The following is a 26,095-nucleotide window of genomic DNA, read 5'->3' on the forward strand; positions in this document are numbered from 1 at the left end:
CTTTAAGGAGGGGAAAAAGCCATGGCTAAAAGTAAGTCTAATGATCGCCCTTTAGCACAAAATAAGAAAGCTAGTCATGATTATCATATTTTAGAAACAATCGAGGCTGGAATGGTCTTGACTGGAACAGAAATTAAATCGATTCGGGCTAGTCGGATTAATTTAAAAGATGGTTTTGCACAGATTAAAAATAATCAAGCATGGTTGATGAATGTGCATATTTCACCATACGATCAAGGAAATCAGTTTAATCATGATCCGTTGCGTAATCGGAAGTTACTTTTGCATAAAAAAGAAATTCAGCAATTGGCAGCTAAAGTGGCTAATAAAGGAATTACGCTAGTACCATTGAAAGTTTACATTAAGCATGGCTTTGCTAAAGTTTTAATTGGTGTTGCACAAGGAAAACATGATTATGATAAGCGTGAAACGATTAAACGACGTGATCAAGAACGCGAAATTCGGCGTACCCTTAAGAATTATGGCTAAAAGCATCTCAATTAGAGATGCTTTTTTTAGATATAAGGCTAATTTTATAAAAAATTAAAATATTACAAATGAGTAACAAGTGCTAGTTTCGATATCTGATTGTAATCTAAGTGTAAATAAAGCAACTTGCATTTAAGTTATAATTTTAATTAGATAAAGGAGTTAGACGTTTATGAAAAAAATTAAAATAATTTTATTAATAGGGATACTAGTGCTAACAACTTCTGTACCAAGCATTAGCGCAGCAAGTGTAGAAGAATTGCAACAACAACAAGCACAAGTTAAAGCTCAACTAAATGCCAACTCAGATAAACTAGCACAAACTATGAATAAGGTAAATACTATCTATCAACAATTAAATGATTTGCAAGCGCAAAAACAAGAGACGACAGTTAAGATTCAAACAGCTACTAAGCAATTACAACAAGCTAAAAAAGAAAAACAACAACGAACCCGTGATGCTAAGCAGCGTTTACGTGAACTTCAGTTGCGTCAAGGTACAAATACAACATTGAGCTTTTTAGAAAAAGCACAAAATTTAACACAGTGGTTGAGTAGTGTAATTGTGTTGCAACGACTTCAAAATGTTTATAACGATAGTATGCAAGCAGTTAAGCAAAGTGTTGATCAATTAAATGAGACCCAAAATAAGCTAGCAAATTATCAAGCTGATTTGCAACGACAAAGTGATGATTTGCAACAACAACAAGCTCAATTAAATAAGCAAGTTGAACAGTTAAAGTCTGTTATGGCACAAAGTCAAAGTAAATTAAAGGATTTAGCCAATCAAGAACAACAAGCAAAAGCTATTGAAGAAGCTCAAGCTAAACAAGCTCAAGAAGCCGCTGCTAAGCAACAAGCTCAAGCTCAACAGCAAGTAACAAATGATACTGCTAATGTTGATTTGAATGGAGCAAAAACCTTAACGATGCAAGCTACGGGGTATTCAACTGAAGAATTAGGAGCTAGTGTTTATAGTGCAACAGGGATTAATTTACGTCAAAATTCAAGTTGTGTTGCGGTTGATCCAAGTGTGATTCCACTAGGTAGTATTGTTTGGGTATCTGGTTATGGTGTATCAATTGCAGGTGATACTGGTGGAGCAATTAAAGGCAATATTATCGATTTACATTTTGCAACGGTTGCGCAGGCTATTAATTGGGGTAGACGCACAGTGACTGTTAAAGTTTTAAGTTAAAAAGATAATATTTATTTTTCATAGATTATCTACCAAAGTCCTTAATCTTACGGTATATTTAGGGATTTAAATCATCATTACTGATTTAGTGAGGTATAAATCAGCATTGAAATATGAAAAATTGAATACAAAAGTAGGTGATGAAACGCCAATATTGACGTTTCTTGTCTATTTCTAGCCGTTCAGAAATGGACGGTTTTTTTATATCATAAATTTATTAATTTTGTAGTACTTGCTACACAGTTTATATTAGAAATAAAAATATTATTTCAAGGAGTATTGCAAATAAAAAGGAAACAATCAATTATGGAGTTGTGTTTTGAATAGTAAGCATGAAGCATAACTACTAAGAATGACATAATATGGTCTACATTTTGTAGCAGATAAAGCATTACAATATGTCATCGATCTGTATATTTCATTAGAAATGGTAAAATATATAGTGCTTTTTAGCTTAAGTTTTATTTAGATTAGATTTATTATGTAGTATAAAAATGTAACTTTTTGGCAAGCTGTAACACTGTATCACGATCACTAAAAGGTGTTTTTTTACCTTGGCAGTCGTTATATTCTTCATTTCCTTTACCGGCAATCAAAATAATATCGTGAGGTGTAGATATTTTTAAAGCATGCTCAATAGCTTGAGAGCGATCTAAAATTTCAAGGTAGTGATTAGTTAATGGTACCAATGTTGATTTGATATCAGCTAAAATTTCCATAAGCTTTTCAAAACGTGAATTATCTTCGGTTAAAATAGTTAAATCAGCATATTTTTCAGCCGCACGTCCCATTCCCTAGCGTCGCTTTTTAGAACGATTGCTACCACAGCCAAAAATAACGATTAAACGATGTGGTTTTAGTTGTTTAAGTGTTGATAAAACTTTTTCTAAAGAAGCTTCATTATGAGCATAATCAACGAAAATAGTATGCTGTGGTGTTTTTAAGACTAATTCAAGCTGACCAGCAATTTTTAAATTTTGTAGTGAAGTTAATGGTAAAGGAAGCTGTAAATATTGAAATAAACTAAGAGTAGCTAAGATATTACTAATATTATAAGTTCCAATCAATGGTACTTTAACACAAGAAGCTAGCAATTTTCCGTTAGAAAATAAATCAAAAGAGGTTGTGCTAAAATGTTTATGCTGCACCAATTTAAGATTTTGTGCGGTTGATTTAGTAAAGTTAGTAATCCCATAAGTAAAATAACAAGTTGACTTATTAATAAAAGCAGTAGCGTAGGCGTCATCGGCATTAATGATTCCAACTTTACTTTGAGAAAATAGACTTAGTTTACATTGTAGGTATTCATTAAAGTCGTGATGTTCATTTTGACCGATATGATCAATTGAAATATTAGTAAATAGCGCATAATCAAAAAAATTCCAGCAGTGCGTTTTAATTTTTGAGCTTGACTTGAAACTTCAATGACAACATATTTAATGTTAGCTTGTAGCATTTGTACTAAATATTTGTGTAAATCATAGCTTTCAGGAGTGGTATTTTGAGTTGGAATCTTGAAATTATTATAAAAAATACCATCAGTCCTAATTAGTCCTGTTGGCTGTTGATTATGTTCAAGTAATTGTTTAATAATCCAAGCCGTACTACTTTTTTCTTTGGTTCCTGTGATAGCAATACAAGTTAATTTTTGACAAGAATAGTTGAAATGAAAAGCTGACAACTTTGCTAAAACTAATCGTGTATTGGTAACTTTAACTACAGTTACAGTTGAAGGAATACTTGTTAGGTCAATTGTAGATTGAATTATTAGAATCTGGCATCCACGTGCTAGGACATCGGGGATAAATGTGTGAGCATCGAAATTAGCTCCTTTTAAACAAATGAAAATGTCGTTGCAATTAACTTTTTTTGAATTAATCGCAAAATCATTGACCGGTTTATTCAAACTTTTTTTGAAGTAAGGTATAATCGATGGCTTTTTAAATATTGTTTTAATGTTTTCATTAAACACTCAGCATTTCTTAAAAAATTAATTATAAAAAAGTGTAGTATTTTTATTTGAATGTGATTATTTTATTAAACTTTATGTGTTTTTTTATGAAAGGGGATGATTAAGGCATATGTGTTATCCCAAATAAACAATTGATTTGTGCCAAATTAGCTTTAAAGTAAATTTATTAAATGATTTTATCCAAGCAAATAATTGTTCTACTTAAAATTGTTTATTTTAAAGGGGACTTTTATTTTTTGGCACAAAAATAGGACTGATGAAAATTTTATCAGTCCTAAAAAATATTAGAGTTACTTTTTAGCTCCAAGCAGAAAGGTGTTGCCCAGATAACTTTTTTTGTTTTTGTTTGATGTTTTTTTGTGCCCAATGATCTAAAATGGCTGCAAGACATAAGCCTATTGGCTCATCGTTTATTTCTTTAAACCAAAATTCTAGGTATTTTCCCTTGGTTAATTTGACTTCAGAAATAGTCATTAAGCATGTTTTTGCATGATATATTTTGTAGTTAAAGGTAAAAATATTGCCTAAAATTAACCAATTAAGTCCCTTGACAAATAATATTTCACGTCCGATACCATAATAACGACGCAAGGAGCCGACATGTTGGTTTCCTTGATATAAATCAAAACGTGGGAAGATACCGAAATTTTTTTGCTTAATTTGTGCTAAAATCTCTCCATGGATAGAGAAAACTGTCAAAACATCTTGTTGTTTACCCCGATCACCGGTTATTAAATAGGCAATTTGACCATGTTCATCTTTTATTGTAATTGATCTTTGAGTTATTAGTGCATTGCGCCGTGAATATAGTGTCCGCAACTTCCTTCACCTCTATTGCTTACTTGTATGGACATTAGAAGTTACCTTTAGCTAATTGCTCTTCAATGGCTTTACCAACACCATCGGCAGTATTTAGATCGGCAATATATTTAGCAATTTTTTTAACTTCTTGAGTCCCATTTCCCATTGCATAACTGATACCAGCTACTTTTAGCATCGAGACATCATTGTTATTGTCGCCAATCGCCATTACGTTATCAAGTGGAACGTTTAGTCGGTCTGCATATGCTTGTAAGGCAATGCCTTTTTGTGCGTTAATATGGTTAATTTCGATATTTCCGGGACCAGAAGAAGTTACGACAATAGAAGGGTTTTTTAAAAGTTCTTCTCTAATTGGATTTAAAACTTCGGGGCCTTGTTGGCTGAATGCAACAATTTTAAAAATATCGACTTTAGGATCATCGGTTAAGTCAAAGTAATCATCCACATAATTGATATTCATTAATTCCATACGTGCCGATGCTAAGGCAACAGCTAATTTGTATGGAGTTTCAGGACTGATACTTGCTAATAATTCGGCAAAATTTTCAATTCGTTTAGCTTTATCATCGGAGCAAACGCCCTTGGAACAAATAACTTCAAAGTAGAGGCCTTTTTTCTTAAGATTTAAAATAATCTTTTTGGCTAATTGATCAGAAAGTGGAGCTGAACTTAAAACATTTCCATTTTCGTCTAAAACCAATGCGCCATTCATTGTAATCATCGGACAATTAAATCCGGCAGCTTCAATAAGTGGTTTAATTTCACGATAGGCTCTACCAGAAGAAACGATAAAATGAACGCCTTTAGCTTGTGCATGTTTAACAGCATCGGCGTTAAATTTAGAGATGACCATCTCATCATTGAGCATTGTGCCATCCATATCAGAAGCAATAATTTGGACCATGGTGGTACCTCACTTTTTTTAAGTTTCTTATATGGATAATTTTATCATGAAATTAAGTTTTTGTGCTAATCCAAGATAAAAATGAATTATTAATATATAGATATGTTAAAATATTAAGTGGATTTGGCTGAAGAAAATAAAAGATAAAAATATTCTCCAAATTAATTAACTTGTGTTAAAATAATATTCGAGGTGTTTAAATGAAAGCGTTTATTAATAATGATTGGCAGGATGTTTTGGCACCTGAATTTCAAAAAACGTATTATGCACAATTGCATAACTTTTTAAAAGAAGAGTATCAAACACAAACGATTCATCCAGACATGTATCATATCTATGAAGCATTTGAGTGGACGCCTTTTTCAAAAGTTAAGGTGGTCATATTAGGACAAGATCCATATCATGGTTTAAATCAAGCTCATGGATTGAGCTTTTCAGTTTTGCCAGGTGTTAAGATTCCACCTTCATTGCGTAATATTTATTTGGAATTACAGTCTGATTTAGGAATTACTCCTGTTAATCATGGTTATCTTGAAAAATGGGCGAAACAGGGTGTTTTATTATTAAATTCTGTTTTGACTGTACGTGATGGAATGGCTTATTCTCATCGTGGAAAGGGATGGGAACAGTTGACTGATGCTGCGATTGTGGCACTTTCCAAGCGACCAACACCAGTAATTTTTATTTTATGGGGAAAAGCCGCTCAAGATAAGATAAAATTGATCGATCAAAGTCGCAATGTCATTATCATGTCGCCACATCCAAGTCCACTTTCGGCTAGCCGAGGCTTTTTTGGTTCTAAGCCATTTTCTAAAACCAATGAAGCTTTAATCGCCATGGGACAGACACCTATTGACTGGCAATTACCAAGTGAGGTAAGTGCAATAAATTAGTTATTTGGAGGCTTATTCATGGATTTATTTACAAATTTAAAAGAAAAAATTAGAAATAAAAATATGCGAATTGTTTTTCCAGAAGGTGAAGAACCACGCGTTTTAAGTGCTACATTACGTTTAGCTCAAGAAGGAATCTTACGTCCAATTGTCCTAGGAAACGAATATGAAATTGAACGAACAGCACATGATTTAGGTAGAGATATTCCTAGCACAATCAGAGTAATTGATCCTGAAACTTATTTTGTTGATGAATATGAAGAAATGGTACGAACCTTTTTAGAAAGACGTCAAGGTAAAAGTACTGAGAGTCAAGCACGTAAACTTTTGAAAGATGTTAATTATTTTGGAACAATGCTTGTTTATATGCATAAAGCAGATGGTTTAGTTTCTGGCGCAGTTCATTCAACTGGTGACACAGTGCGTCCTGCATTACAAATTATCAAAACAAAGCCAGGTATCAGCCGTACAAGTGGTGCTTTTGTCATGACAAGAACTAATAAATTTGGCACAGAAACATATCTATTCTCTGATTGTGCAATTAATATTGATCCACCAGCAGATGTTTTAGCAGAGATTGCAGTTGAAAGTGCTAAGACAGCCAAATTATTTGATATTGAACCACGTTTGGCAATGATGAGTTTTTCAACTAAAGGCTCAGCTAAGGCTCCACAAGTTGATAAAGTTATTGAAGCTACTAAATTAGCGAAAAAATTAGCTCCAGAATTGCAAATCGATGGTGAATTGCAATTTGATGCAGCTTTTGTGCCAAAAGTAGCTGCTCAAAAGGCACCAAGTTCTAAGGTTGCAGGTAAGGCTACGGTCTTTATTTTCCCAGAATTACAATCTGGTAATATTGGTTATAAGATTGCACAACGTTTTGGTGGCTTTGAAGCAATTGGACCTGTTTTACAAGGATTAAATAGTCCAGTATCTGATTTGTCACGTGGATGCAGTGAACAAGACGTTTATAATGTGGCAATCATGACAGCAGCACAAGCTACACAAGCATAAATAAAGAGAATAGGGAATTGAAATGTTAAAAATTATGGTTAATTCTGAACAAGAAACACAAGAACTAGCAATGCGGTTAGCAAATTTGCTTAATCCAGGAGATGTGCTCTTATTAGATGGACAGTTAGGTGCAGGCAAAACAACTTTTACCAAAGGGCTAGCTAAGGGACTAGGAATTACGCGCAACGTTAAAAGCCCAACCTTTACGTTGATTCGTGAATATCAACAAGGACGCTTGCCACTTTATCATATGGATGTTTATCGCCTTGAAGAAAGTAGTGGATCTGATTTAGGATTAGATGAATATCTAAACGGACAAGGTGTTTGTGTGATTGAATGGTCGCAATTTATTGCAGATGAATTACCTGCTCAAAATTTAGTTATTCATTTTCAAAAAGATGATGATAACTTTGATAAACGTACCTTACTTTTTGAAGCTAACGGCGCGCGCTATGAACAATTATTAACGGATTTAACAAATTAATAAAAAAACCTTCTTTACATTTGATACGTACCCTCTTTACTGGACATCCAGTAAGGAGGGTTATTTTTATGCGCTACTCGCAAGAATATAAAATAAAATGTATCGAATTATACTGAGAAGGTAAATGGCCTGAAACACCAGATGGAATTAAAACATGGTGAGAAAATGGACTCGAATGCAAGAAGCACATGATTTTGATATCTTAAAACACAAGAATTTCAATAAAAATTGGACTCCTGAAGAAAAATTCGAATTAGTTTCTCAAGTGATTGCTAGAAAAGCTATTCAAGCAGGTATTAATGGTGGTTTATTGTATCAATGGGTTCGAAAATATAAGATTTATGGTTATAATGGTCTTGGAAATAAAAAGAAAGGTCGAAAATTCAGGAGCCCAACTATGAAAAAAGAGATATGCAAAAACCAAGAAAACTTAAAAAAAGCGAATATGAAGAGCTCATTCGGTTAAGAGCCGAAAATGAATATATTAAGACCAAAATTGCAGTGATAAAAAAAGGATCGCCTTGAGGCACGAAAAGTGGGCTGCGCAACTCAAGGCCAAAAAGCAGCGCTCATCAAAGAACTCCGGAAAGAAGGATATCAATTAAAGTATCTTTTAAAAGCCATGCGAATGGCTAGATCTACCTATTATTTTGAGATAAATAAAGTTGATGTTGTAAAAGTTAGAAACAAGGGATTGATGGCTAAGATTCAAGAAATATTTGAACGCAACAAAAGTAGATATGGCGTGCGTAGAGTTCACAAAGAACTAGTGAATTGTGGATATAATGTAAATCATAAACGAGTTCAACGTCTTATGCATAATATGAACTTGTTAGGAAAAACACCAAAACGTAGTTATCATTCTTATAAAGGTAAAGTCGGAAAAAGCACAGATAATATCATAGATAGAGATTTCAGCACACCTGCACCATTACAAAAATGGGCTACAGATGTATCGCAGTTTAGTTTTTTATGGGGAAAGTGTTATATTTCTCCAATTATAGATATGAATACAAATGAGATTATTTCCTATGATTTGTCGTTAAATCCAAACTTAGAACAAATTAAACGAATGCTTGATATGGCCTTTAAAAAATTCTTATCTGTAGAAGGACTAATATTGCATTCTGATCAAGGATAGCAGTATCAGCACGCGTATTTCAGAAATACCTTAAAAGAACACGGGATTATTCAATCGATGTCACGGAAAGGCAACTGTTATGATAATTGTGTCATGGAGACTTTCTTTGGAAGACTTAAAAATGAGGTCTTTTATGGATGTGAAAAAGATCACAGCTCATTTAATTATTAGTAAATATATCGATTACTATAACAATCAAAGGATTCAAGCCAAAACAAAATGGATGCCTCCTGTAAAATACAAGGAAGCATCCCTAGGATAATTTATTAAATTTTAACGTGTCCAGAAAACTGGGTACACATCAATTTTGACTGGTAAAGAGGGTTTTATTTTTTATGAAAAATTTTAATGGCAGACATATTAAACAATAAGCTAGTTAAATGAAATCTAAAAAAATAGTACCTCAAACGAAGCACTATATCAAAATATTAATAAGATTTAATGAACTTGTTCAAGTCATCAATTCCAAATTTTTGAACTTGATAAAGTAAGATTTTAGCACAAGCTAAGCTATCATCTAGAGCATTATGATGATGTTCAAGTGAGATTTGTAATTGCTGACAAACAGTATTTAATTTATGATTTGGCAAGTCACTAAAATAATGTCGACAAGTTTTGACTGTATCCAAAGCTAAGAAATTGGGAGGGGTAATTTGATAATATTCCAAAGTCTTTTTCAAAACACTGCAATCAAAAGGTGCATTATGCGCTACGATAAGCTTGTCTGGGCCAAAAAATGGCGCAATATGTGGCCATAATTCGGGAAATTTAGGTGCTTGTGCAACCATTTGTGGAGTGATTCCATGGATTTTAATATTATATGGTGAAAATTCAGTTTCAGGTTTAATCAATGAGTATAATTCATCGACAATTTGATTGTTTTGAACAACTGTTAAGGCTAAGGAACAAGCACTATGGCGTTTAGGGCTTGCTGTTTCAAAGTCTAAAGCAACAAAATTCATTTTTTGATTCTCCTTAGTTAAAATCATCAGTTAATAATGCAACAGGACAATGATCAGAGCCTAAGATATCACTTAAAATTAAGCTATCTTGCACTTGTGGTAGCAGGCTTTTAGAAACGACAAAATAATCGATACGCCATCCGGCATTATTTTTGCGTGCATTGAAACGGTAGCTCCACCAAGAATATTTTCCTGTTTTTGTGGGATAAAGATGACGGAATGTATCGCTAAATCCATTAGCTAAAAGAGTAGTAAATCGTTGGCGTTCTTCATCGCTAAAACCGGCATTTTTATGATTGGTTTTAGGATTTTTTAAATCAATTTCTTGATGAGCAACGTTTAAATCACCGCATAAAATAACGGGTTTTTTAGCATCGAGTTTTTTTAAATAATCTAAAAAGTCATTTTCCCATTCTAACCGATAATTTAGACGTTTGAGCTCAGTTTGCGAATTTGGTGTATAACAAGTTACGAGATAAAAAGTTGAATATTCAAGCGTGATCAAGCGACCTTCTTGATCGTGTTTATCTATTCCCATCCCATAAGTAACCGCTAAAGGCACTTTTTTAGTAAAGACAGCAGTACCCGAGTAGCCTTTTTTTTGTGCATAATTCCAGTATTGATAATATCCAGGTAAGTCGAGTTCAACTTGATTTGCTTGGAGTTTAGTTTCTTGTAAGCAAAAGAAGTCTGCGTCGAGTTGGTTAAAGATTGTCAAAAAATCTTTTTTTAGGATAGCGCGTAATCCATTAACGTTCCAGGAAATAAATTTCACATTAGTTACCTCCGTTTATTTTTGGTTACTTCCAGTTTAACAAGCTTTTTAAATAAATTCTACTAAAGAAATATGTCTAAAATAGTCATATTTTTTAAAAGGTGATATACTATTTCATGATTGTAAGTGAAAGGACACATTATGATGATAGAAATAAGTCAATTAGATAAGGTTAAGCTTTTAAAAGATGAACCACTGAGAAAATATACTTATACAAAAACGGGAGGGAACGCTGATTTTTTGGCGTTTCCTAAGTCGATTGCTGAAGTCAGTCTTTTAGTTACATGGGCTAAAAAAAATAATTTGCCTTTAACGGTTTTAGGTAATGCTAGCAATCTAATCGTTAAAGACGGTGGTGTCGCTGGATTAGTTATCATGATGACGGATTTAAAGCAAATAAGTTTTACAAAAAATCTTGTAAATGTTCAAGCCGGTGCCTCATTGATAGAAACAACAATTCAAGTTGCTAAGCATGGATTGACTGGTTTAGAATTTGCTGCCGGAATTCCTGGAAGCATCGGAGGAGCTGTCTTTATGAATGCCGGAGCTTATGGTGGTGAAATTAAAGATGTTTTAAAAGAGGTTACTGTTTTGACACCTGAAGCAAAGATTAAAACTTATACGGCACAACAATTAAATATGAGCTATCGCCATAGTCGTTTACAAGTTGAACAAGATATTGTTTTAGAAGCACAATTTGTTTTATCCTTTGGTGATCAAAAGGCTATTTTTGCAAAAATGGATGAATTAAATTACTTACGTGCAAGTAAACAACCTTTAGAATATCCATCGTGTGGTAGTGTTTTTAAGCGCCCCGTTGGTCATTTTACTGGAAAATTAGTACATGATGCTAATTTACAAGGTTATCGTTGTGGTGATGCTCAAGTATCTTTGAAACATGCAGGTTTTATTGTTAATTTAAATCAAGCAACTGCAAAAGACTATCTCCAAGTTATTGAACATGTAAAACAAGTTGTCTGGGATAAGTTTGAAGTAAAATTAGAAACAGAAGTTCGCATTATTGGGCGTGATTAAGGGAAAGTGTTATTAAAAGATAAAGAGGTTTTCTTTGTTTTTTGATAACACTTTTATTAAACTATGCTCTAATAAAAAAGGTGTGTTATAATTGATAAATGTTGCTACTTATATACACTAAAAGCTAATTTTTTTAGAAAGGAGAGCTGAAATGACAAGAAAAAGGTAACGATTAAAGATGTTGTTAACTATTCAGGAGTTTCGATTACGACAGTTTCGCAAATCTTAAATGGTAAAAGAGATTACTTTAGCGAAAAAACAATTGAAAAATTTTTGGCTGCAAAAGAAAGCTTGGCATATCAACCCGATTATGTTGCTCAAAGAATGATCATGAAGAAAAGTAAAACGATCGGAGTAGTTGTTCTTGATATTAGCAATCCTTTTTTGCGAAGTTGCTTCAAGGGGTTGAAGAGGTTTGTTATCAAGAAAATTATATTTTAATGTTGTGTAATGTTACACATGATACACCGCGTGAGTATGAATATTTAACAGAACTAATTAGACGTAGTGTGGATGAAATTATCATTGCCAGTTCAACGATTTCTAATCAAACAATAAATGAAACTTTAAGGGCGCAAAAAATCCCTTATATTGTGATAGATCAAAAAAAGGCTACAGGCTATAGTGATGCTATTTTATGTGATGATTATCAAGGTGGTATGTTGGTAGCCAAATACTTACAACAAGCAACGCACCAAAAAGTAGCAATTATTACGGCAAAAGATGCACCAATTAATATTCAAAAACGAGTTGCTGGCTTCAAAAGTGTATATAAGCAAGATGTTGTATTAATAAAAACCCAACTTTCTAAAAAAGGAGGGCAAACTGCAATACAAGAGGTCTTAAGACAAGATGTAACTGCGCTTTTTGCTGTTAATGATGAGCTGTCTTTTGGGTTATACCGTGGTTTAGCTCAAGCCGGTAAAAAAATTCCAGTTGATTATAGCATTGTTGGTTATGATAACGTTGAAATGTGTGAATATGTATTTCCTCCACTAACAACGATTGCACAACTAATTTTTCAACTAGACCAAATGACAGCGCAACTTTTATTAGCACGAATCAAGCAACCTGATAAAGCTTGGGAAGAAAAATTATTGCCAGTTAGTTTGGTTAAACGGGCTTCGGTAAAAAAATGAAATAGCTTTCAATGTATAGTATATTTTGATTATCCCAACAACTAAAACGTTTTAGTAAAACGATTTAGTTAAAAACATTAGTTTAGGAGACGAGACAAATGAATATAGTAACAGTAATTGGAAGTATTAATCTTGATACGACTTTGCGCGTGCAAAAAATGCCTAAACCAGGTGAAACTATTCATGCGATTGAACATTTTACAGCAGGTGGTGGCAAAGGTGCAAATCAAGCCGTAGCTGCTAAACGCCTTGGAGCTAAGACTTATTTTATTGGAGCAGTGGGAAATGATGCTGCCGGTCAAATGATGACGGATTTAATGAGTCAAGATGAGATTGATTTGACCGCAGTCAAGGTATTACCTAAAACATCAACTGGTCAGGCATTTATCACGGTTGATGCTGCTGGGGAAAATAGTATTACTATTTTTGCAGGAGCCAATCAAGCATTTACTAGTGATGATGTATTAGAATTTCAAGCAATCATTGCGCATAGTGATTTTATTATTGCACAATTGGAAAGTTCGCTTGATGCGACGATTACAACCTTTAAATTAGCTAAACAAGCAGGTGTTAAGACGATTTTAAATCCAGCTCCAGCGCTGACTGATGTTCCAAAAGAGTTGTTACAAGTTACTGATATGATTATTCCTAATGAAACAGAAACTGAAATTTTGACAGGGATTAGAATTACTAATCAAGAAAGTATGCAACAAGCAGTAGCAAAGTTGCATGCCCTAGGAATTCAAGCTGTTATTATCACGATGGGAAGTAAAGGTGCTTTTTATGATGTTGCTGGTCAAAGTGGGATTGTGCCTGCATTAAAAGTTAAAGCAGTGGATACAACAGCAGCTGGTGATACTTTTATCGGAGCATTAAGTACAGTATTGAATAAAGATTTCAGTAATCTAAGTCAAGCAATCGCTTATAGCAATCGCGCTTCTGCATTAACTGTTCAACGTTTTGGAGCACAACCTTCGATTCCATATGAACATGAGTTAAATGATTAGGAGATGGTGAAATGAAAAAGACAAAAGTGATTAATTCAGATATTTCACGCGTAATTGCTCAAATGGGACACTTTGATAAATTAGGTATTGGTGATGCTGAAATGCCAGTTCCATTAACAACTGAAAAAAATTGATTTAGCACTAACCAAAGGTATTCCAAGCTTTATGAATATTTTAAATAATGTTTTAGAAGAGTTAGAAGTACAAAGGATTTATTTGGCACAAGAGATTAAAACACATAATCCACAGATGTTAGCGGCAATTCAAGAACGTTTGCCTGAAACACCGACTACTTTTATTGAGCATGAAGAGATGAAAAAAGAGTTGCATAATTGTCATGCGTTCATTCGAACAGGTGAAATGACACCATATGCAAATATTTTATTAGAGAGTAATGTCGTTTTTTAAAAACGTAAATTTCTAGGAGGATAAGAGATGAGATTAGAAGCATTATTAATTGGGTTAGGACCGTTGTTAGGTTGGGGGTTATTTCCAACAATTGCCTCTAAAATAGGCGGGCGACCTGTTAATCAAATTACTGGGGCCAGTTTAGGAACATTGATTTTTGCAGCTGTTTATTCAGTGCTAAATGGCCTAACTTTTCCAACTGGTAAGGATTTGATTTTTTCTATTTTATCTGGAGTCGGTTGGGCTGTTGCACAGATTATTACTTTTAAATGCTTTACAATGATTGGCGCTTCTAGAGCTATGCCTGTAACAACAGCATTTCAATTACTAGGGGCTTCTTTATGGGGTGTTTTTTTCTTAGGCAATTGGCCAGCAATGACGGCTAAACTTTTAGGAGCTTTTGCGCTGATTTTAATTATGATTGGCGCTAAAATGACGGTTTGGTCAGAACAAAAAACGGCTGAAGATACAGGAATGATGAAAAAAGCGGTAATTTGGTTGGCTGTTGGAGAAATTGGTTATTGGGCTTATTCAGCAGCGCCACAAGCAACAACAATTGATGGCATGCATGCTTTTTTACCACAAGCAATTGGAATGGTTTTGGTTGCGTTTGTGTATTCATTAATTCTAACATTCAAAGATAAACAAAGTTTTGCGTTTGCTCAAGTTGTTTCTTATAAACAGATTTTTTCAGGCTTTTTCTTTGCTTTTGCGGCATTAACTTATTTAATTTCTGCACAACCTGATATGAATGGTTTAGCGACTGGCTTTATCTTGTCACAAACTTCGGTTGTATTAGCCACATTAACAGGGATTTGGTTTTTAGGAGAAAAGAAAACATCTAAGGAAATGATAGTTACAGTTGTTGGATTAATTTTGATTTTGATTGCAGCTACTATTACAGTATTGATTTAAAAACAGAACTGGTAGAATTTTCTATCAGTTCTATTTTTATAGAAACGATGTAAATAAAAAACCTCTTTGCTAGATGACAAAGAGGAAAGGTATCAATAAAGTTGTCTTTAGTACGAATTCAAGCTTTGGAGTTGCTGTAACGATAAAGTGTTAAACAAAACCAAATTAGTGTTTGAATCAAGGTCATGAAGATAACGAAAATAAACATTTTTTCATTCCAAATTGTTGAAATCTCATTTAGCGTCCATTTAGGATCAATAAATAAATAAGCTGTATGCAAACGTTCGAAACGTCCGATATATATGCCAATTGACGCAATTAGATTAAAAATCAAGATGAGTAAAGGCTTAAAGAAAAAATTTTCAAGTTTGCAGCGCTTCAAACAGGTTGTAGTAACGTAATCTAAGCTCCACATTCCTAAAAGGCTACAGCCCAAAGCGGCAATAACTAGATTAGTAAACTGTAGCCATAATTTTAAATCAAATAGCATAAGACCTGTCCTAGAATCATATGGATTAAAGCGCGCTAAATGAAATAAATCAGTTAATACATAAGGCGCATTAGGATAAAATAACAACCATAAAATTAATATTCCACTAAAAATAGCTGAATGCTGTTTGACTTTAAGATGCATGGCTAATTCAATTGGTATATATCCTAAAAATGTATTTAATAAGAGAAAACTATAAGCTTGATTTTGAGAATAAACGGTCAAATAAATGTAAAGTAAGTATAATAAAAAACTGCCTCTAACAAGCCAGCAATATTTTTTTTGCATAAGATTCACCCATAATTTAAGTTACTTTAATTGTAACAGTCTAATTCATTTTTAACATAGAATTTATTGAACTTCAAATAAATTTAATATTTAAAATAATTCTAGTTAAAAATAATACTGAGAAAGGTGATCTATCCATGCTATAATATAAAAGAAACCTTGGTAAAGGAGGAAGATGCTTTGGATTTTGACTTGGGTAGTTTACTTACCTGGCGTCATTTTGTTGATTTGCTAGATATTTTAGTTGTTTGGTTTGTAATCTATAAGTTGATGATGTTGTTGCGTGGAACAAAAGCAGTCCAACTTTTTAAAGGAATTATCATCATTGTTGTGATTAAGTTACTTAGTTGGTATATTGGTTTAGAGACTGTTTCATGGATAATGGACCAAATTATTAATTGGGGTATTATTGCGATTATCATCATTTTCCAACCTGAAATTCGCCGTGGTTTAGAGCACCTAGGACGTGGTTCGATTTGGGTATACAATCGCAAGCAAAATGAAGCCGAAGAAAAATTGATTGAAGCTTTAGATCAAGCTATTCAATATATGTCAAAGCGACGTATTGGTGCGTTAATTACATTGCAGATGAAAACTGGTTTAGAGGACTATATTGAGACTGGAATTCGTCTTGATGCAGATGTTACAGGAGCTTTATTGATTAATATTTTTATTCCAAATACTCCATTACATGATGGCGCTGTAATTATCCAAGATAATAAGATTGCGGTCGCAGCAGCATATTTACCCTTGTCTGAGAGTAATTTAATTCCTAAAGAATTGGGGACAAGACATCGAGCTGCTGTTGGAATTAGTGAAGTTACTGATGCCTTAACTATTGTTGTTTCAGAAGAAACAGGTGGAGTGACAATCACTAAAAATAATGAATTGTTACGTGATTTAACCCAACAAGACTACTTGAAACTTTTAAAAAATGAATTGATTCCTAAAACGGAGTCTAAAAATCAAGGAATTTTACGCGTGATAGATGGATTGTTTAAAGGAGGGAAAAAGCATTGAAAAAATTTCAAGACCTTCTTAGTGCTAAAGTTATTTATGCGTTGATTTCGTTGGTTTTTACTTTAATGCTTTTTACTTATGTTAGTACCGAAGTAGGGATGAGTACTAATGGACAATCACCAGATGTTAAACGAACGGCTTTAATGTCAAATGAATCTGTTACAGTTGAACTGCCTTTAAAAGTTAATATCGATGATGATAAATATTTTGTTGTAGGCTGCCCAGAAACTGTTAAAGTTAAACTTACTGGTCCAAGAGCATTGGTGACAGCAGCTGAAAATACGCGAAACTTCGATGTATATGTTAATTTAGCTGAATTAAAACTTGGAACACATACAGTTGCTTTAAAAACTTCAGGTTTAAATAAAGAAATTACTGCTGCAATTGAACCTGAAAAAATCAAAGTCAAGATTAGCAAAAAAGCTATAGCAACTTTACCAGTACAAGTTCGTTTTGATCCGGGTCAAATTGCCAAAAGTTATGCTGCTGGTAATGCAAGTGCTAGCAGACAAGTTGTTACGGTTATTGGCTCTAAAGCTGACATAGCAAAAATTGAAAGTGTAGTAGCCGATGTAGAACTAGCTAGTGGAACTAAAACAACCGTTACAAAAAGCGTATTATTGCAAGCAATCGATAAAAATGGCAAAGTTTTAGATACAGTAATAAGTCCTGAAACAGTACGTGTAACTGTTCCGATTTATCAAGCTACAACATCTAAGCGAGTAAATATCAATTTAGTTTCTAGTGGAACTGGATTGAATAATAAACGGTATAGTTTTTATTCTGATACTAAATCTGTCATAGTTTATGGAACTAAAGATTCATTAAGTAAATTAACGACTTTAGATGTTCCTGTTTCAATTACAGGGGTTAATGAATCTTTAACGCGAACAATTCAGATTACACCCACATTGGCAGGAATAACATCTGTTGCACCAGATACCATCATGGTAAAGATTACGGTAACAGACGCTGCGCAAAGTTCATCAGCAGAATCAACTGTGGAAAACAATCAAACACAAGATAATGAAAATAAAGATCAAAGTGCCACAAGTAGCTCAAGTAGTAGTCAAATTAGTTCTTCGAGCTCGAGCGCAACTAATAAAAATTAATTTGTGAAATGAGGATATGAATAATGAAGTATTTTGGTACAGACGGTGTTAGAGGGATTGCAAATCAATCATTAAGTCCAGAATTGGCTTTTAGATTAGGACGTTGTGGAGGTTACGTTTTAACCCAACATGCTAAAGACACCAAGCGTGCACCGCGTGTGTTGGTAGCACGTGATACTAGAATTTCTGGACAAATGTTAGAACAAGCTTTGGTTGCAGGATTGCTTTCCGTAGGGATTGAAGTTTTTTCTTTGGGTGTAATTACAACACCAGGGGTTGCTTATTTGGTTCGTGCTCAAGGAGCTGATGCTGGGGTAATGATTTCAGCTTCACATAATCCTGCACAAGATAATGGTATTAAGTTTTTCGGCGGAGATGGCTATAAATTATCTGATGAACAAGAAGAAGAAATTGAAGATTTATTGGAAAAAGAAGATACTTTGCCACGTCCATCAGCTGAAGGTTTAGGTACAGTCAATGATTATCATGAAGCTGCATTGAAATATACTCAATTTTTAGAACAAACAATTCCAGATGATTTATCAGAAATGAGAATTGCAATTGATGCAGCCAATGGGGCAACTAGTGGTTTAGTATCACATTTATTTGCTGATTTAGGTGCTGACTTTGAATTGATGGCAACCAATCCAGATGGTTTGAATATCAATAAAGGTGTAGGCTCAACTCATCCTGAAGCTTTGGCTAAATTTGTAGTTGAAAAAGGTGTGCAAGCTGGGATTGCATTTGATGGTGATGGCGATCGTTGTATTGCTGTAGACGAATTAGGTAACATTATTGATGGCGACAAGATTATGTTTATTTGTGGTAAATATATGAATGAACGTGGCCGTTTGAAAAAAGATACAATCGTAACAACCGTTATGAGTAATATTGGTTTATATAAAGCCATGGAAAAGGAAGGTTTAACTTCTGTCAAAACTAAAGTTGGCGATCGCTATGTTGTCGAAGAAATGCGTAAATCTGGTTACAATATTGGTGGTGAACAATCAGGGCATATCGTCTTTTTAGACTTTAATACAACTGGTGACGGAATGTTGACAGCTTTACAATTACTAAATGTTATGAAGCAAACAGGTAAAAAGTTATCTGAATTAGCTAATGAAGTAATTACGTATCCACAAGAATTAGTTAATGTTAAGGTTACTGATAAAAAAGCGGCCTTAGATAATGAACAAATCAAAGCAGCAATCGCAAATGTTGAAGTTAAGATGGGTGATGAAGGACGCGTCTTGGTTCGCCCAAGCGGAACAGAAGATTTATTGCGTGTAATGGCCGAAGCTAAGACGGAAGAATTAGTTCATGAATATGTAATGGAAATCGTAGATGTTGTTCAACGGCAAATGGGTGTTTAAAAAGTTATTGAGGTAAAAAGGGCTTTTCATGGAGGTGCAAAAAATGAGTTCACTGGATAAAACAATGTATTTCAATTTTGAAGATGGCAATCAAAAAGATGTCCATGATACGTTGACTACGGTTTATGCGGCTTTGGAAGAAAAAGGATATAACCCGATTAATCAGATTGTAGGGTATTTGCTTTCAGGCGATCCGGCTTATATACCGCGACTCAATGATGCACGTAACTTGATTCGCAAGCATGAACGTGATGAAATTATTGAAGAGCTAGTTCGTTCATACTTGGATAAGGAGGATAAATAATTGGGACGAATCATGGGCTTAGATGTAGGTTCACGAACAGTCGGTGTAGCTCTTAGTGATGAGCTAGGATGGACTGCACAAGGATTAGAAATTATTCCTATCAATGAGGAACAAGGTGAATTTGGCATCGAACGTGTCAAAGAAATAGTTGATCAATATGAAGTGGTGGGCTTTTTATTAGGGTTACCCAAAAATATGAACAATACGTTAGGTCCTAGAGCACAAGCAAGTCAGGCCTATGGGGAGTTATTAACTACTACTTTTGGCTTGCCTGTTGATTTTGAAGATGAACGCTTAACAACAGTTGAAGCTGAAAGAATGCTTGTTGAACAAGCAGATACATCACGAAAAAAACGTAAGAAAGTCATTGATAAGTTAGCAGCAGGCTTAATTTTACAAAATTATTTGAATCGTAAAGGAAAATTATTAGAGTTATTATAAGAAATGAGGAAATAAAATGAGTGAACAAAATAACCAAGAATTAATTACATTAGTTGATGATCAAGGCAATGAAACTTTATACGAAGTTTTATTTACATTTGAATCTGAAGATTATGGCAAATCATATATTTTACTAATTCCAGCTGGTTCTGAACCAGAAGAACAAGTTGACGTTTTAGCATTTTCGTTTGATCCAAACGAAGATGGTGAAGCAACAGAAGCTGAGTTGCATGATATTGAAAGCGACGAAGAATGGGATATGGTTGAAGGTGTCTTAGATACATTTATCAACGATGAAAATATGCATTAATGATGGAATAAAATAACTTGCATACTGGAAAACTTTATTTTCCAAGCGATGAAAAATTAGTTTTAGAGCAACAAAAATGTTTAGAAAAAGTTTACGACTATAACTTAACCAGACCTAGTGAGACTTTAAAAAGACAAAATCTGTTAACAGAAATGTTAGCAGAAGTTGGTAAAGATTGCTATATTGAGCCACCTTTCCATGCTAATTGGGGCGGTAAGCACCTACATTTAGGGAAATCAGTGTATGCAAATTTTAATTTAACAGTGATCGATGATACACATATTTATGTCGGTGATTACGCTATGTTTGAACCTAATGTTGTTTTAGCAACGACAGGACATCCAATTTTACCAGAATTACGCCAAAAAGCTTACCAACATAATCAACTCATTAAGATTGGGAAAAATTGTTGGTTAGGAGCAGGGGTGATTGTTGTTGGTGGTGTGACAATCGGTGATAATACTGTGGCTGGCACTGGGAGTGTTGTTACCAAGGATTTACCAGCAAATGTCGTAGCAGTAGGTAATCTTTGTCGTGTTTTACGTCCAATCGGTGAACATGATAGGTACTATTATTTTAAGGATAAAGAGATTATCATGGATAATTTAGATTCTTAAGCTTAGATGCACAAAGGGATGCTCAATCAAAGAGCATCCCTTTGTGTGTTATAATGATAACAAGAAATAACGGGAGGAAAAAAGATGACAGATAAGCGGCGTTTTAAGGTACAAATTGCTAATCAAACTTATACCATAATTGGTAAAAGTACCCCAGAACACATGAATGCAGTCGTAGAATTAGTTGAACAACAATTATCTGAAATTAAAGAGATGATGCCAAATTTAAGTCCTGAAAAAGCAGCAATTTTATTGGCGATTAATGCGGTTTCAGATCAATTATATAAACAAGAACAATTAGATGAACTAATGACTAAACAAGTAGAAAAGTAGGTGGTGAGATGATAGTATCGTTAATTATCATCCTCATTTGGTTATTAGCTTTTCGACATGGATTTAAAAAAGGTTTAATTAATACTTTATTGAGCTTTACTGGCTATATTGTTATTTTTGCTTGTGCTCTTTTGTTTGCAATGCCTTTAGGTGATTGGTTATTAGAATTAACAAATGGTTTAAATCAATCACTAACTAGCCAATGGTTATATCGGTTACTTGCTTTTTGGCTACTTGTTTTTTTAGGTGCTTTGCTGTTTAGGATTTTAAAAAGATTTGCCAATAAAATTTTTCGTTTACCACTTTTGGCACAGCTTAATGCTTTAGCTGGAGGTATTTTAGGATTTTTAATTGCCTATGTAGTAGTTTTTTTAGGATTATTATTATTAAAAGATTGGCCAGCAATTACGATTCAACAGTCGCTCAATAATGTTGCCTTAGTTGAATGGATTCTTAATCAGACACCAATATTTTCAAATGAATTAATACAGTGGTGGCAACAATTTTAAGTTTTGAAAGGAGGGTATATCTGTGAATCCTAAGGTCTGTAAGACATTAGAATACGCTAAAGTAAAACAAGAATTAAAACCATATCTGTTAACACAAGATGGCTTAGAAATTGTAGAACAATTAAAGCCAAGCAGTGATTTTTTGGCAGTACAAACACAACTTTTAGAAACTAAAGATGGAGTCGATATTTTACGTTTAAAAGGTGATTTACCGCTTAGTAAGTTATTTAGTATCAAAGCACAACTAAAACGTTTAGAAATTCAAGCAAACTTAAGTGCTAAAGAATTAGCGGCTATTTGTCGGCTTTTACGTTGTAGCGGTGAGATAAAAAGTTTTTTTGCTAAATTAAAGCAAGAAGAAGTTAAACTTAGTCAGCTTTATGATTTAGTAGATGGTCTAGAAACTTTGCCTGAAATCAGTAAACATTTATTAGTTGCAATTGAACTTGATGGTTATGTTACTGATGAAGCTTCAGGACTTTTAAAAAGTTTACGCAGACAAATAGCAACGACAGAAAGCCAAATTAGAGAACAACTTGCACAGTTGACCAAAGGCAAGGATGCTAAATATTTAAGTGATGCTGTTGTTACTATTCGTAATGATCGCTATGTTATTCCGGTTAAATCAGAGTATCGCACTTATTTTGGTGGGATTGTTCATGATCAAAGTTCGTCTGGACAAACATTATTTGTTGAACCACGAGCAATGGTAGAATTAAATAATCGTTTGAAACAACAACAAGTAGCTGAAAAAGAAGAAATTAATCGTATTCTAGCTGCTTTTTCTGAGCAACTTGCACCTTATACAAAGCAACTGGCATTAGATGCTCAAATTTTGGCTCGGTTAGATTTTGTTAATGCTAAGGCTAAATATGCTAAGCAACTTAATGCAACGCAACCGTTATTATCTGAGAATAACGAAATTCATTTAAGAAAAGCATGGCATCCATTATTAGAAGCAAAAAAAGCTGTTAAAAACGATATATTGCTAGGTAAAGATTATCAAGCTATTGTGATTACCGGACCTAATACTGGGGGAAAAACAATTACGCTTAAAACACTAGGCTTAGTTCAATTAATGGGACAATCGGGCTTGTTTATTCCAGCTGGTGAAGAAAGCACATTAGCAGTCTTTAAAGAAATATTTGCAGATATCGGTGACGAACAGTCGATTGAACAAAGCTTGAGTACTTTTTCATCTCATATGACCAATATTGTTGAAATTTTAAACAATGCTGATGAACATTCATTAGTTTTATTTGATGAATTAGGCGCAGGAACTGATCCGCAAGAAGGCGCAGCATTAGCGATTGCAATTTTAGATGATTTAGGTGCAAAAGGTAGCTATGTGGTGGCGACTACTCATTATCCAGAGCTTAAAGCCTATGGTTATCAACGCCCTAAAACGATTAATGCTTCGATGGAATTTGACAGCCAGACTTTGCATCCAACCTATCATTTACTTTTAGGAATTCCTGGACGCAGTAATGCTTTTGATATTTCTTATCGTTTAGGGTTAGATCAACAAATTGTTGCCAATGCACGTCAATTGATTTCAAAAGATAGTCAAGAATTAGATGAGATGATTGCAGATTTGGTTAAAAAGCGTCAAGATGCTAAAGAAGAGCAGATTATGTTTAAACACTATTTAACACAAGCTCAGCAGTTGCATGAAGAGTTAGAAAATAACTATCATAAGTTTTTAAATGAACGTGAAAGCATGCTAGAAAAAGCACGAAAGCAAGCTAATGAAATTACAGAACAAACACGACAAAAAGCAGATGAATTAATTTCAGAGTTGCGTAAACTCAAGTTAGAATCAGCCGCTAATATTAAAGAAAATGAGTTATCAGATGTTAAAGGACGCTTGAATGCTTTAGAACAACCACTTAATTTGCAAAAAAATAAGGTATTAAAAAAGGCTAAAAAACAACAAAGTTTCCAACCTAACGATGATGTCTTAGTTAAAACTTATGGGCAACGTGGCGTCTTATTAAAAAAGAATGGGGCGCATAGTTGGGAAGTTCAAATCGGTATTTTAAAGATGAAAATAGATGAAGATGATCTTGAAAAAATTCAAGTCAATGAATCTAAGACAACACGGGCGCATACGAGTGTGAAATCAGCACGTAGTAGTCATGTTTCACCAAATCTAGATTTACGTGGCAAGCGTTATGAAGAGGCTTTAACCGAAGTTGATCGTTATTTAGATGCAGCTTTGTTGGCTGGATATCAATCGGTAACAATTGTTCATGGGAAAGGAACAGGGGCTTTACGCCAAGGAATTACTAATTTCTTGCAACAGCATCGTTCGGTTAAACGGTTTGAGTTTGCCCCACCTAATGCAGGTGGTAATGGAGCAACAGTAGTTTATTTCAAATAATCAGACAAAAATATTTGCAAAACAAGAAAAATATGGTAAAATTTACTTACTAAAGTATAGTGGGAGGGTAAAAAATGGCAGTAGAATTTACAAAAGAAAATTTCGCACAGACAGATGAAGGTTTAGCAATCATCGATTTTTGGGCAACATGGTGTGGCCCATGTCGTATGCAAGGACCAGTAATTGAACAATTAGCTTCAGAATATGAAGGTGAAATTTTAATTGGTAAAGTTGATGTTGATCAACAAAAAGAATTAGCTGCTCAATTTGGAGTAATGAGCATTCCAACGATTGTCTTCAAGAAAGATGGTCAAGTGGTAGACCAAGTGGTGGGATATCATTCTAAAGATCAATTAGAAGCGATTATCGCACGTTTAAAATAATAAAAATATGAGTATGATACCTTTTAAGTATGCAGATTAAGTATGCTTAAAAGGTATTTTTTATGGACATTGATAATTAAGATTAAAAGTTCAAAAAAGACCTGATCGCAAAATAAATACGCAATCAGGTCATATAAACAGTTTTATAATATTAAGCAAGCTATTTAGTTATTATTCTTTGTCATTAATGGGATCTTTTAAGTCGATCTTGACTAACAAGGTAACGCCATTTTTGTTAGTTTTAGCGATGATAGCTTCAGTGATAAAACCGACTTGTTGTTGAATTGTTTGAGCTAAAAATCCAGCTTCCAATAAGAACTCAGCTCGCCCTAACTCTTGTCGTTTTTTTACTATTGGCCCACTAAGCTCGAAGGTTTGTTCATCTTTTTTGACTTTGACTTGTTCTAACTTTCCAAAATTAGCGTCTAGATAAAAAGCACTTAAATTATCGAGGTTAGCGACTTTAAATTTACGTGCTAAAGATTTACCCATCCAATATAAGATATTGTTGTCTGTGCCAACTAATTCGGGAATTAAAGCATCACGCAAAAGAAGTGTGCCAAATGTAGTACCTAATGAATTAGTTTGAACGGCTGATTGATAAAATTCGTTTTCCATCGATTTGCTCCTTTAAAATCTCTATATTCCATTATACTTGTTACTGGCCAAAAATGAAATTAAAATAAGCATAAGTTTGTGTTAGTAGCTCTTGAATGTCTAGAGGTAATAAAGCATAATAATAGTAAATTAAGTTAAGTAGGGATTGATAATAATTATGGAAAAAATTTTGATTGCCACAAATAATCCAGGTAAGGCACGCGAATATAAGAAAATTTTTGAACCTAGGAGGTTAGAAGTCTATACTTTAGCAGATTTAAAAGAAGTTCCAGAAATTGTCGAAGATGGCCAAACCTTTGAACAAAATGCCACAATTAAAGCTCAAACATTAACCGATATGTTAAATGTTCCAGCATTAGCTGATGATTCAGGGATTGTAGTTGATGCTTTAGATGGAGCTCCTGGAATCTATTCAGCTAGATATGCAGGTGATCATGATGATCAAGCTAATAATGCTAAATTATTAGCCGAATTAAAAGATGTACCTTATGAGAAAAGAACAGCCCATTTTCATTGTTCGATTGTTGTGACTCGCCCTGGAAAAGAACCATTAGCAGTTGCAGGAGATGCATATGGTTATATTTTAACAAAGGCTCAAGGTACAGGTGGTTTTGGGTATGATCCATTATTTTATTATCCAAAATTAGATAAGACATTTGGGGAATTAAGTGCAGAAGAAAAAAATAAAATCAGTCATCGTGGATTGGCTGTTCAAAAATTAATGGAACAATTTGATCAATGGTGGCAAGTTTAGGA

31 protein-coding genes and 2 pseudogenes are annotated in these 26,095 nt (G+C 33.9%); 24 read left to right on the forward strand and 9 right to left on the reverse strand.

All coding sequences use genetic code 11. The features are described 5' to 3' along the window. The first annotated feature begins 21 nt into the window (after window positions 1-21). Both smpB and QM017_RS03175 read left to right on the forward strand, forming a co-directional pair. Entirely contained in the window at window positions 22-489 is a 468-nt protein-coding gene (gene smpB, locus QM017_RS03170; protein WP_178197662.1) for an SsrA-binding protein SmpB, read from the forward strand. Window positions 490-661: 172 nt separating this feature from the next. Continuing rightward, window positions 662-1,687 (forward strand): 3D domain-containing protein, encoded by a 1,026-nt coding sequence (locus QM017_RS03175; protein WP_282708838.1) that lies wholly within the window; start codon window positions 662-664, stop codon window positions 1,685-1,687. A 479-nt stretch (window positions 1,688-2,166) separates the two neighbouring features. On the opposite strand, the gene QM017_RS03180 is transcribed toward QM017_RS03175, so the two are convergent. The 5 genes from QM017_RS03180 to QM017_RS03200 all read right to left on the reverse strand — a co-directional run bounded on the left by QM017_RS03180 (window position 2,167) and on the right by QM017_RS03200 (window position 5,385). Then, window positions 2,167-2,478, reverse strand: coding sequence for a hypothetical protein (locus tag QM017_RS03180; protein ID WP_282708839.1), 312 nt, complete (start codon window positions 2,476-2,478; stop codon window positions 2,167-2,169). Window positions 2,479-2,481: 3 nt separating this feature from the next. Further along, window positions 2,482-3,087, reverse strand: coding sequence for a Mur ligase family protein (locus QM017_RS03185; protein ID WP_349238494.1), 606 nt, complete (start codon window positions 3,085-3,087; stop codon window positions 2,482-2,484). Continuing rightward, complete coding sequence (locus tag QM017_RS03190) at window positions 2,973-3,659, reverse strand: Mur ligase family protein (RefSeq protein WP_282708840.1); 687 nt, start codon at window positions 3,657-3,659, stop codon at window positions 2,973-2,975. The genes QM017_RS03185 and QM017_RS03190 overlap by 115 nt, the downstream gene beginning before the upstream one ends. Before the next feature lie 297 nt (window positions 3,660-3,956). Beyond that, window positions 3,957-4,478, reverse strand: a complete 522-nt coding sequence (locus tag QM017_RS03195; RefSeq protein ID WP_282708841.1) for an LURP-one-related family protein — start codon at window positions 4,476-4,478, stop codon at window positions 3,957-3,959. Between the two features lie 34 nt (window positions 4,479-4,512). Continuing rightward, window positions 4,513-5,385: a Cof-type HAD-IIB family hydrolase gene (locus QM017_RS03200; protein WP_178197653.1), complete on the reverse strand. Its 873-nt coding sequence runs from the start codon at window positions 5,383-5,385 to the stop codon at window positions 4,513-4,515. A gap of 200 nt (window positions 5,386-5,585) precedes the next feature. On the opposite strand from QM017_RS03200, the gene QM017_RS03205 reads away from it, so the two are divergent. From QM017_RS03205 to QM017_RS03225, 5 genes are all read left to right on the forward strand, one after another. Then, complete coding sequence (locus QM017_RS03205) at window positions 5,586-6,278, forward strand: uracil-DNA glycosylase (protein WP_178197651.1); 693 nt, start codon at window positions 5,586-5,588, stop codon at window positions 6,276-6,278. Window positions 6,279-6,296: 18 nt separating this feature from the next. Beyond that, window positions 6,297-7,292: a phosphate acetyltransferase gene (pta, locus tag QM017_RS03210; protein ID WP_178197649.1), complete on the forward strand. Its 996-nt coding sequence runs from the start codon at window positions 6,297-6,299 to the stop codon at window positions 7,290-7,292. A gap of 22 nt (window positions 7,293-7,314) precedes the next feature. Further along, on the forward strand, window positions 7,315-7,776 hold the full coding sequence (gene tsaE / locus QM017_RS03215) for a tRNA (adenosine(37)-N6)-threonylcarbamoyltransferase complex ATPase subunit type 1 TsaE (RefSeq protein WP_178197647.1): 462 nt from the start codon (window positions 7,315-7,317) through the stop codon (window positions 7,774-7,776). 175 nt (window positions 7,777-7,951) lie between these two features. Continuing rightward, window positions 7,952-8,242 (forward strand): helix-turn-helix domain-containing protein, encoded by a 291-nt coding sequence (locus QM017_RS03220; protein ID WP_282708843.1) that lies wholly within the window; start codon window positions 7,952-7,954, stop codon window positions 8,240-8,242. Window positions 8,243-8,311: 69 nt separating this feature from the next. Beyond that, window positions 8,312-8,917: an IS3 family transposase gene (locus tag QM017_RS03225; protein WP_282708844.1), complete on the forward strand. Its 606-nt coding sequence runs from the start codon at window positions 8,312-8,314 to the stop codon at window positions 8,915-8,917. A gap of 428 nt (window positions 8,918-9,345) precedes the next feature. Here the strand turns inward: QM017_RS03225 and QM017_RS03230 are convergent, their stop codons facing one another. Continuing rightward, a complete protein-coding gene (locus tag QM017_RS03230) occupies window positions 9,346-9,879 on the reverse strand; it encodes a 3'-5' exonuclease (RefSeq protein WP_282708845.1) in 534 nt (177 codons plus the stop codon). Window positions 9,880-9,892: 13 nt separating this feature from the next. After that, window positions 9,893-10,654, reverse strand: a complete 762-nt coding sequence (locus QM017_RS03235) for an exodeoxyribonuclease III (protein WP_178198027.1) — start codon at window positions 10,652-10,654, stop codon at window positions 9,893-9,895. A 141-nt stretch (window positions 10,655-10,795) separates the two neighbouring features. Here QM017_RS03235 and murB point away from each other — a divergent pair, with 141 nt between their 5' ends. The 5 genes and pseudogenes from murB (at window position 10,796) to QM017_RS03260 (ending at window position 15,158) form a co-directional block, all read left to right on the forward strand. After that, window positions 10,796-11,689, forward strand: a complete 894-nt coding sequence (gene murB / locus QM017_RS03240; RefSeq protein ID WP_178198028.1) for a UDP-N-acetylmuramate dehydrogenase — start codon at window positions 10,796-10,798, stop codon at window positions 11,687-11,689. A gap of 171 nt (window positions 11,690-11,860) precedes the next feature. Beyond that, window positions 11,861-12,828, forward strand: a pseudogene (locus QM017_RS03245) (substrate-binding domain-containing protein). A gap of 98 nt (window positions 12,829-12,926) precedes the next feature. Further along, window positions 12,927-13,835, forward strand: coding sequence for a ribokinase (gene rbsK, locus QM017_RS03250; protein ID WP_178198029.1), 909 nt, complete (start codon window positions 12,927-12,929; stop codon window positions 13,833-13,835). An 11-nt stretch (window positions 13,836-13,846) separates the two neighbouring features. Next, window positions 13,847-14,243 (forward strand): annotated as a pseudogene (rbsD, locus tag QM017_RS03255) (D-ribose pyranase). A 27-nt stretch (window positions 14,244-14,270) separates the two neighbouring features. Then, a complete protein-coding gene (locus QM017_RS03260; protein WP_178198030.1) occupies window positions 14,271-15,158 on the forward strand; it encodes a GRP family sugar transporter in 888 nt (295 codons plus the stop codon). Between the two features lie 118 nt (window positions 15,159-15,276). On the opposite strand, the gene QM017_RS03265 is transcribed toward QM017_RS03260, so the two are convergent. Next, window positions 15,277-15,936, reverse strand: coding sequence for a DUF1361 domain-containing protein (locus QM017_RS03265; protein WP_282708846.1), 660 nt, complete (start codon window positions 15,934-15,936; stop codon window positions 15,277-15,279). Window positions 15,937-16,116: 180 nt separating this feature from the next. On the opposite strand from QM017_RS03265, the gene cdaA reads away from it, so the two are divergent. From cdaA to trxA, 11 genes are all read left to right on the forward strand, one after another. Continuing rightward, window positions 16,117-16,956 (forward strand): diadenylate cyclase CdaA, encoded by an 840-nt coding sequence (cdaA, locus tag QM017_RS03270; protein ID WP_178198032.1) that lies wholly within the window; start codon window positions 16,117-16,119, stop codon window positions 16,954-16,956. Next, entirely contained in the window at window positions 16,953-18,068 is a 1,116-nt protein-coding gene (locus QM017_RS03275) for a CdaR family protein (protein ID WP_178198033.1), read from the forward strand. The genes cdaA and QM017_RS03275 overlap by 4 nt, the downstream gene beginning before the upstream one ends. 23 nt (window positions 18,069-18,091) lie before the next feature. Further along, window positions 18,092-19,441 (forward strand): phosphoglucosamine mutase, encoded by a 1,350-nt coding sequence (gene glmM, locus QM017_RS03280; protein ID WP_178198034.1) that lies wholly within the window; start codon window positions 18,092-18,094, stop codon window positions 19,439-19,441. Window positions 19,442-19,484: 43 nt separating this feature from the next. Further along, complete coding sequence (locus QM017_RS03285) at window positions 19,485-19,745, forward strand: IreB family regulatory phosphoprotein (protein WP_178198035.1); 261 nt, start codon at window positions 19,485-19,487, stop codon at window positions 19,743-19,745. A gap of 12 nt (window positions 19,746-19,757) precedes the next feature. Next, entirely contained in the window at window positions 19,758-20,186 is a 429-nt protein-coding gene (gene ruvX, locus QM017_RS03290) for a Holliday junction resolvase RuvX (protein ID WP_178198046.1), read from the forward strand. 16 nt (window positions 20,187-20,202) lie between these two features. Further along, complete coding sequence (locus QM017_RS03295; protein ID WP_178198036.1) at window positions 20,203-20,496, forward strand: DUF1292 domain-containing protein; 294 nt, start codon at window positions 20,203-20,205, stop codon at window positions 20,494-20,496. Between the two features lie 17 nt (window positions 20,497-20,513). After that, window positions 20,514-21,113 carry a sugar O-acetyltransferase gene (locus QM017_RS03300; RefSeq protein WP_282708847.1) on the forward strand — a complete coding sequence of 200 codons (600 nt, stop codon included), beginning with the start codon at window positions 20,514-20,516 and terminating at the stop codon, window positions 21,111-21,113. A gap of 84 nt (window positions 21,114-21,197) precedes the next feature. Continuing rightward, window positions 21,198-21,446 (forward strand): cell division protein ZapA, encoded by a 249-nt coding sequence (gene zapA, locus QM017_RS03305; RefSeq protein ID WP_282708848.1) that lies wholly within the window; start codon window positions 21,198-21,200, stop codon window positions 21,444-21,446. 8 nt (window positions 21,447-21,454) lie between these two features. Beyond that, entirely contained in the window at window positions 21,455-21,955 is a 501-nt protein-coding gene (locus QM017_RS03310; protein ID WP_178198039.1) for a CvpA family protein, read from the forward strand. A gap of 22 nt (window positions 21,956-21,977) precedes the next feature. Continuing rightward, entirely contained in the window at window positions 21,978-24,338 is a 2,361-nt protein-coding gene (locus tag QM017_RS03315) for an endonuclease MutS2 (RefSeq protein ID WP_282708849.1), read from the forward strand. Window positions 24,339-24,412: 74 nt separating this feature from the next. Next, the gene (trxA, locus tag QM017_RS03320; RefSeq protein ID WP_178198041.1) at window positions 24,413-24,721 is read left to right on the forward strand and encodes a thioredoxin; all 309 of its coding nucleotides are present in this window, start codon (window positions 24,413-24,415) and stop codon (window positions 24,719-24,721) included. A gap of 171 nt (window positions 24,722-24,892) precedes the next feature. On the opposite strand, the gene QM017_RS03325 is transcribed toward trxA, so the two are convergent. Continuing rightward, entirely contained in the window at window positions 24,893-25,339 is a 447-nt protein-coding gene (locus QM017_RS03325) for a YslB family protein (protein ID WP_282708850.1), read from the reverse strand. A gap of 157 nt (window positions 25,340-25,496) precedes the next feature. Here QM017_RS03325 and QM017_RS03330 point away from each other — a divergent pair, with 157 nt between their 5' ends. Next, the gene (locus QM017_RS03330; RefSeq protein ID WP_178198043.1) at window positions 25,497-26,093 is read left to right on the forward strand and encodes an XTP/dITP diphosphatase; all 597 of its coding nucleotides are present in this window, start codon (window positions 25,497-25,499) and stop codon (window positions 26,091-26,093) included. Window positions 26,094-26,095 lie beyond the last annotated feature (2 nt).

The organism is Ligilactobacillus sp. Marseille-Q7487, from assembly GCF_949152225.1.
Classification (GTDB): Bacteria; Bacillota; Bacilli; order Lactobacillales; family Lactobacillaceae; genus Ligilactobacillus.

What these genes read in the sequence shown, in the direction of transcription:
- murB (WP_178198028.1), top strand. Translation starts at nt 10,796, where the DNA reads ATGATGATAGAAATAAGTCAATTAGATAAGGTTAAGCTTTTAAAAGAT.
- QM017_RS03285 (WP_178198035.1), top strand. Translation starts at nt 19,485, where the DNA reads ATGAGTTCACTGGATAAAACAATGTATTTCAATTTTGAAGATGGCAAT.
- pta (WP_178197649.1), top strand. Translation starts at nt 6,297, where the DNA reads ATGGATTTATTTACAAATTTAAAAGAAAAAATTAGAAATAAAAATATG.
- QM017_RS03330 (WP_178198043.1), top strand. Translation starts at nt 25,497, where the DNA reads ATGGAAAAAATTTTGATTGCCACAAATAATCCAGGTAAGGCACGCGAA.
- zapA (WP_282708848.1), top strand. Translation starts at nt 21,198, where the DNA reads ATGACAGATAAGCGGCGTTTTAAGGTACAAATTGCTAATCAAACTTAT.
- QM017_RS03175 (WP_282708838.1), top strand. Translation starts at nt 662, where the DNA reads ATGAAAAAAATTAAAATAATTTTATTAATAGGGATACTAGTGCTAACA.
- QM017_RS03205 (WP_178197651.1), top strand. Translation starts at nt 5,586, where the DNA reads ATGAAAGCGTTTATTAATAATGATTGGCAGGATGTTTTGGCACCTGAA.
- QM017_RS03295 (WP_178198036.1), top strand. Translation starts at nt 20,203, where the DNA reads ATGAGTGAACAAAATAACCAAGAATTAATTACATTAGTTGATGATCAA.
- tsaE (WP_178197647.1), top strand. Translation starts at nt 7,315, where the DNA reads ATGTTAAAAATTATGGTTAATTCTGAACAAGAAACACAAGAACTAGCA.
- QM017_RS03260 (WP_178198030.1), top strand. Translation starts at nt 14,271, where the DNA reads ATGAGATTAGAAGCATTATTAATTGGGTTAGGACCGTTGTTAGGTTGG.
- glmM (WP_178198034.1), top strand. Translation starts at nt 18,092, where the DNA reads ATGAAGTATTTTGGTACAGACGGTGTTAGAGGGATTGCAAATCAATCA.
- ruvX (WP_178198046.1), top strand. Translation starts at nt 19,758, where the DNA reads ATGGGCTTAGATGTAGGTTCACGAACAGTCGGTGTAGCTCTTAGTGAT.
- trxA (WP_178198041.1), top strand. Translation starts at nt 24,413, where the DNA reads ATGGCAGTAGAATTTACAAAAGAAAATTTCGCACAGACAGATGAAGGT.
- QM017_RS03265 (WP_282708846.1), bottom strand. Translation starts at nt 15,936, where the DNA reads ATGCAAAAAAAATATTGCTGGCTTGTTAGAGGCAGTTTTTTATTATAC.
- QM017_RS03325 (WP_282708850.1), bottom strand. Translation starts at nt 25,339, where the DNA reads ATGGAAAACGAATTTTATCAATCAGCCGTTCAAACTAATTCATTAGGT.
- QM017_RS03230 (WP_282708845.1), bottom strand. Translation starts at nt 9,879, where the DNA reads ATGAATTTTGTTGCTTTAGACTTTGAAACAGCAAGCCCTAAACGCCAT.
- QM017_RS03310 (WP_178198039.1), top strand. Translation starts at nt 21,455, where the DNA reads ATGATAGTATCGTTAATTATCATCCTCATTTGGTTATTAGCTTTTCGA.
- smpB (WP_178197662.1), top strand. Translation starts at nt 22, where the DNA reads ATGGCTAAAAGTAAGTCTAATGATCGCCCTTTAGCACAAAATAAGAAA.
- QM017_RS03180 (WP_282708839.1), bottom strand. Translation starts at nt 2,478, where the DNA reads ATGGGACGTGCGGCTGAAAAATATGCTGATTTAACTATTTTAACCGAA.
- QM017_RS03220 (WP_282708843.1), top strand. Translation starts at nt 7,952, where the DNA reads ATGCAAGAAGCACATGATTTTGATATCTTAAAACACAAGAATTTCAAT.
- rbsK (WP_178198029.1), top strand. Translation starts at nt 12,927, where the DNA reads ATGAATATAGTAACAGTAATTGGAAGTATTAATCTTGATACGACTTTG.
- QM017_RS03200 (WP_178197653.1), bottom strand. Translation starts at nt 5,385, where the DNA reads ATGGTCCAAATTATTGCTTCTGATATGGATGGCACAATGCTCAATGAT.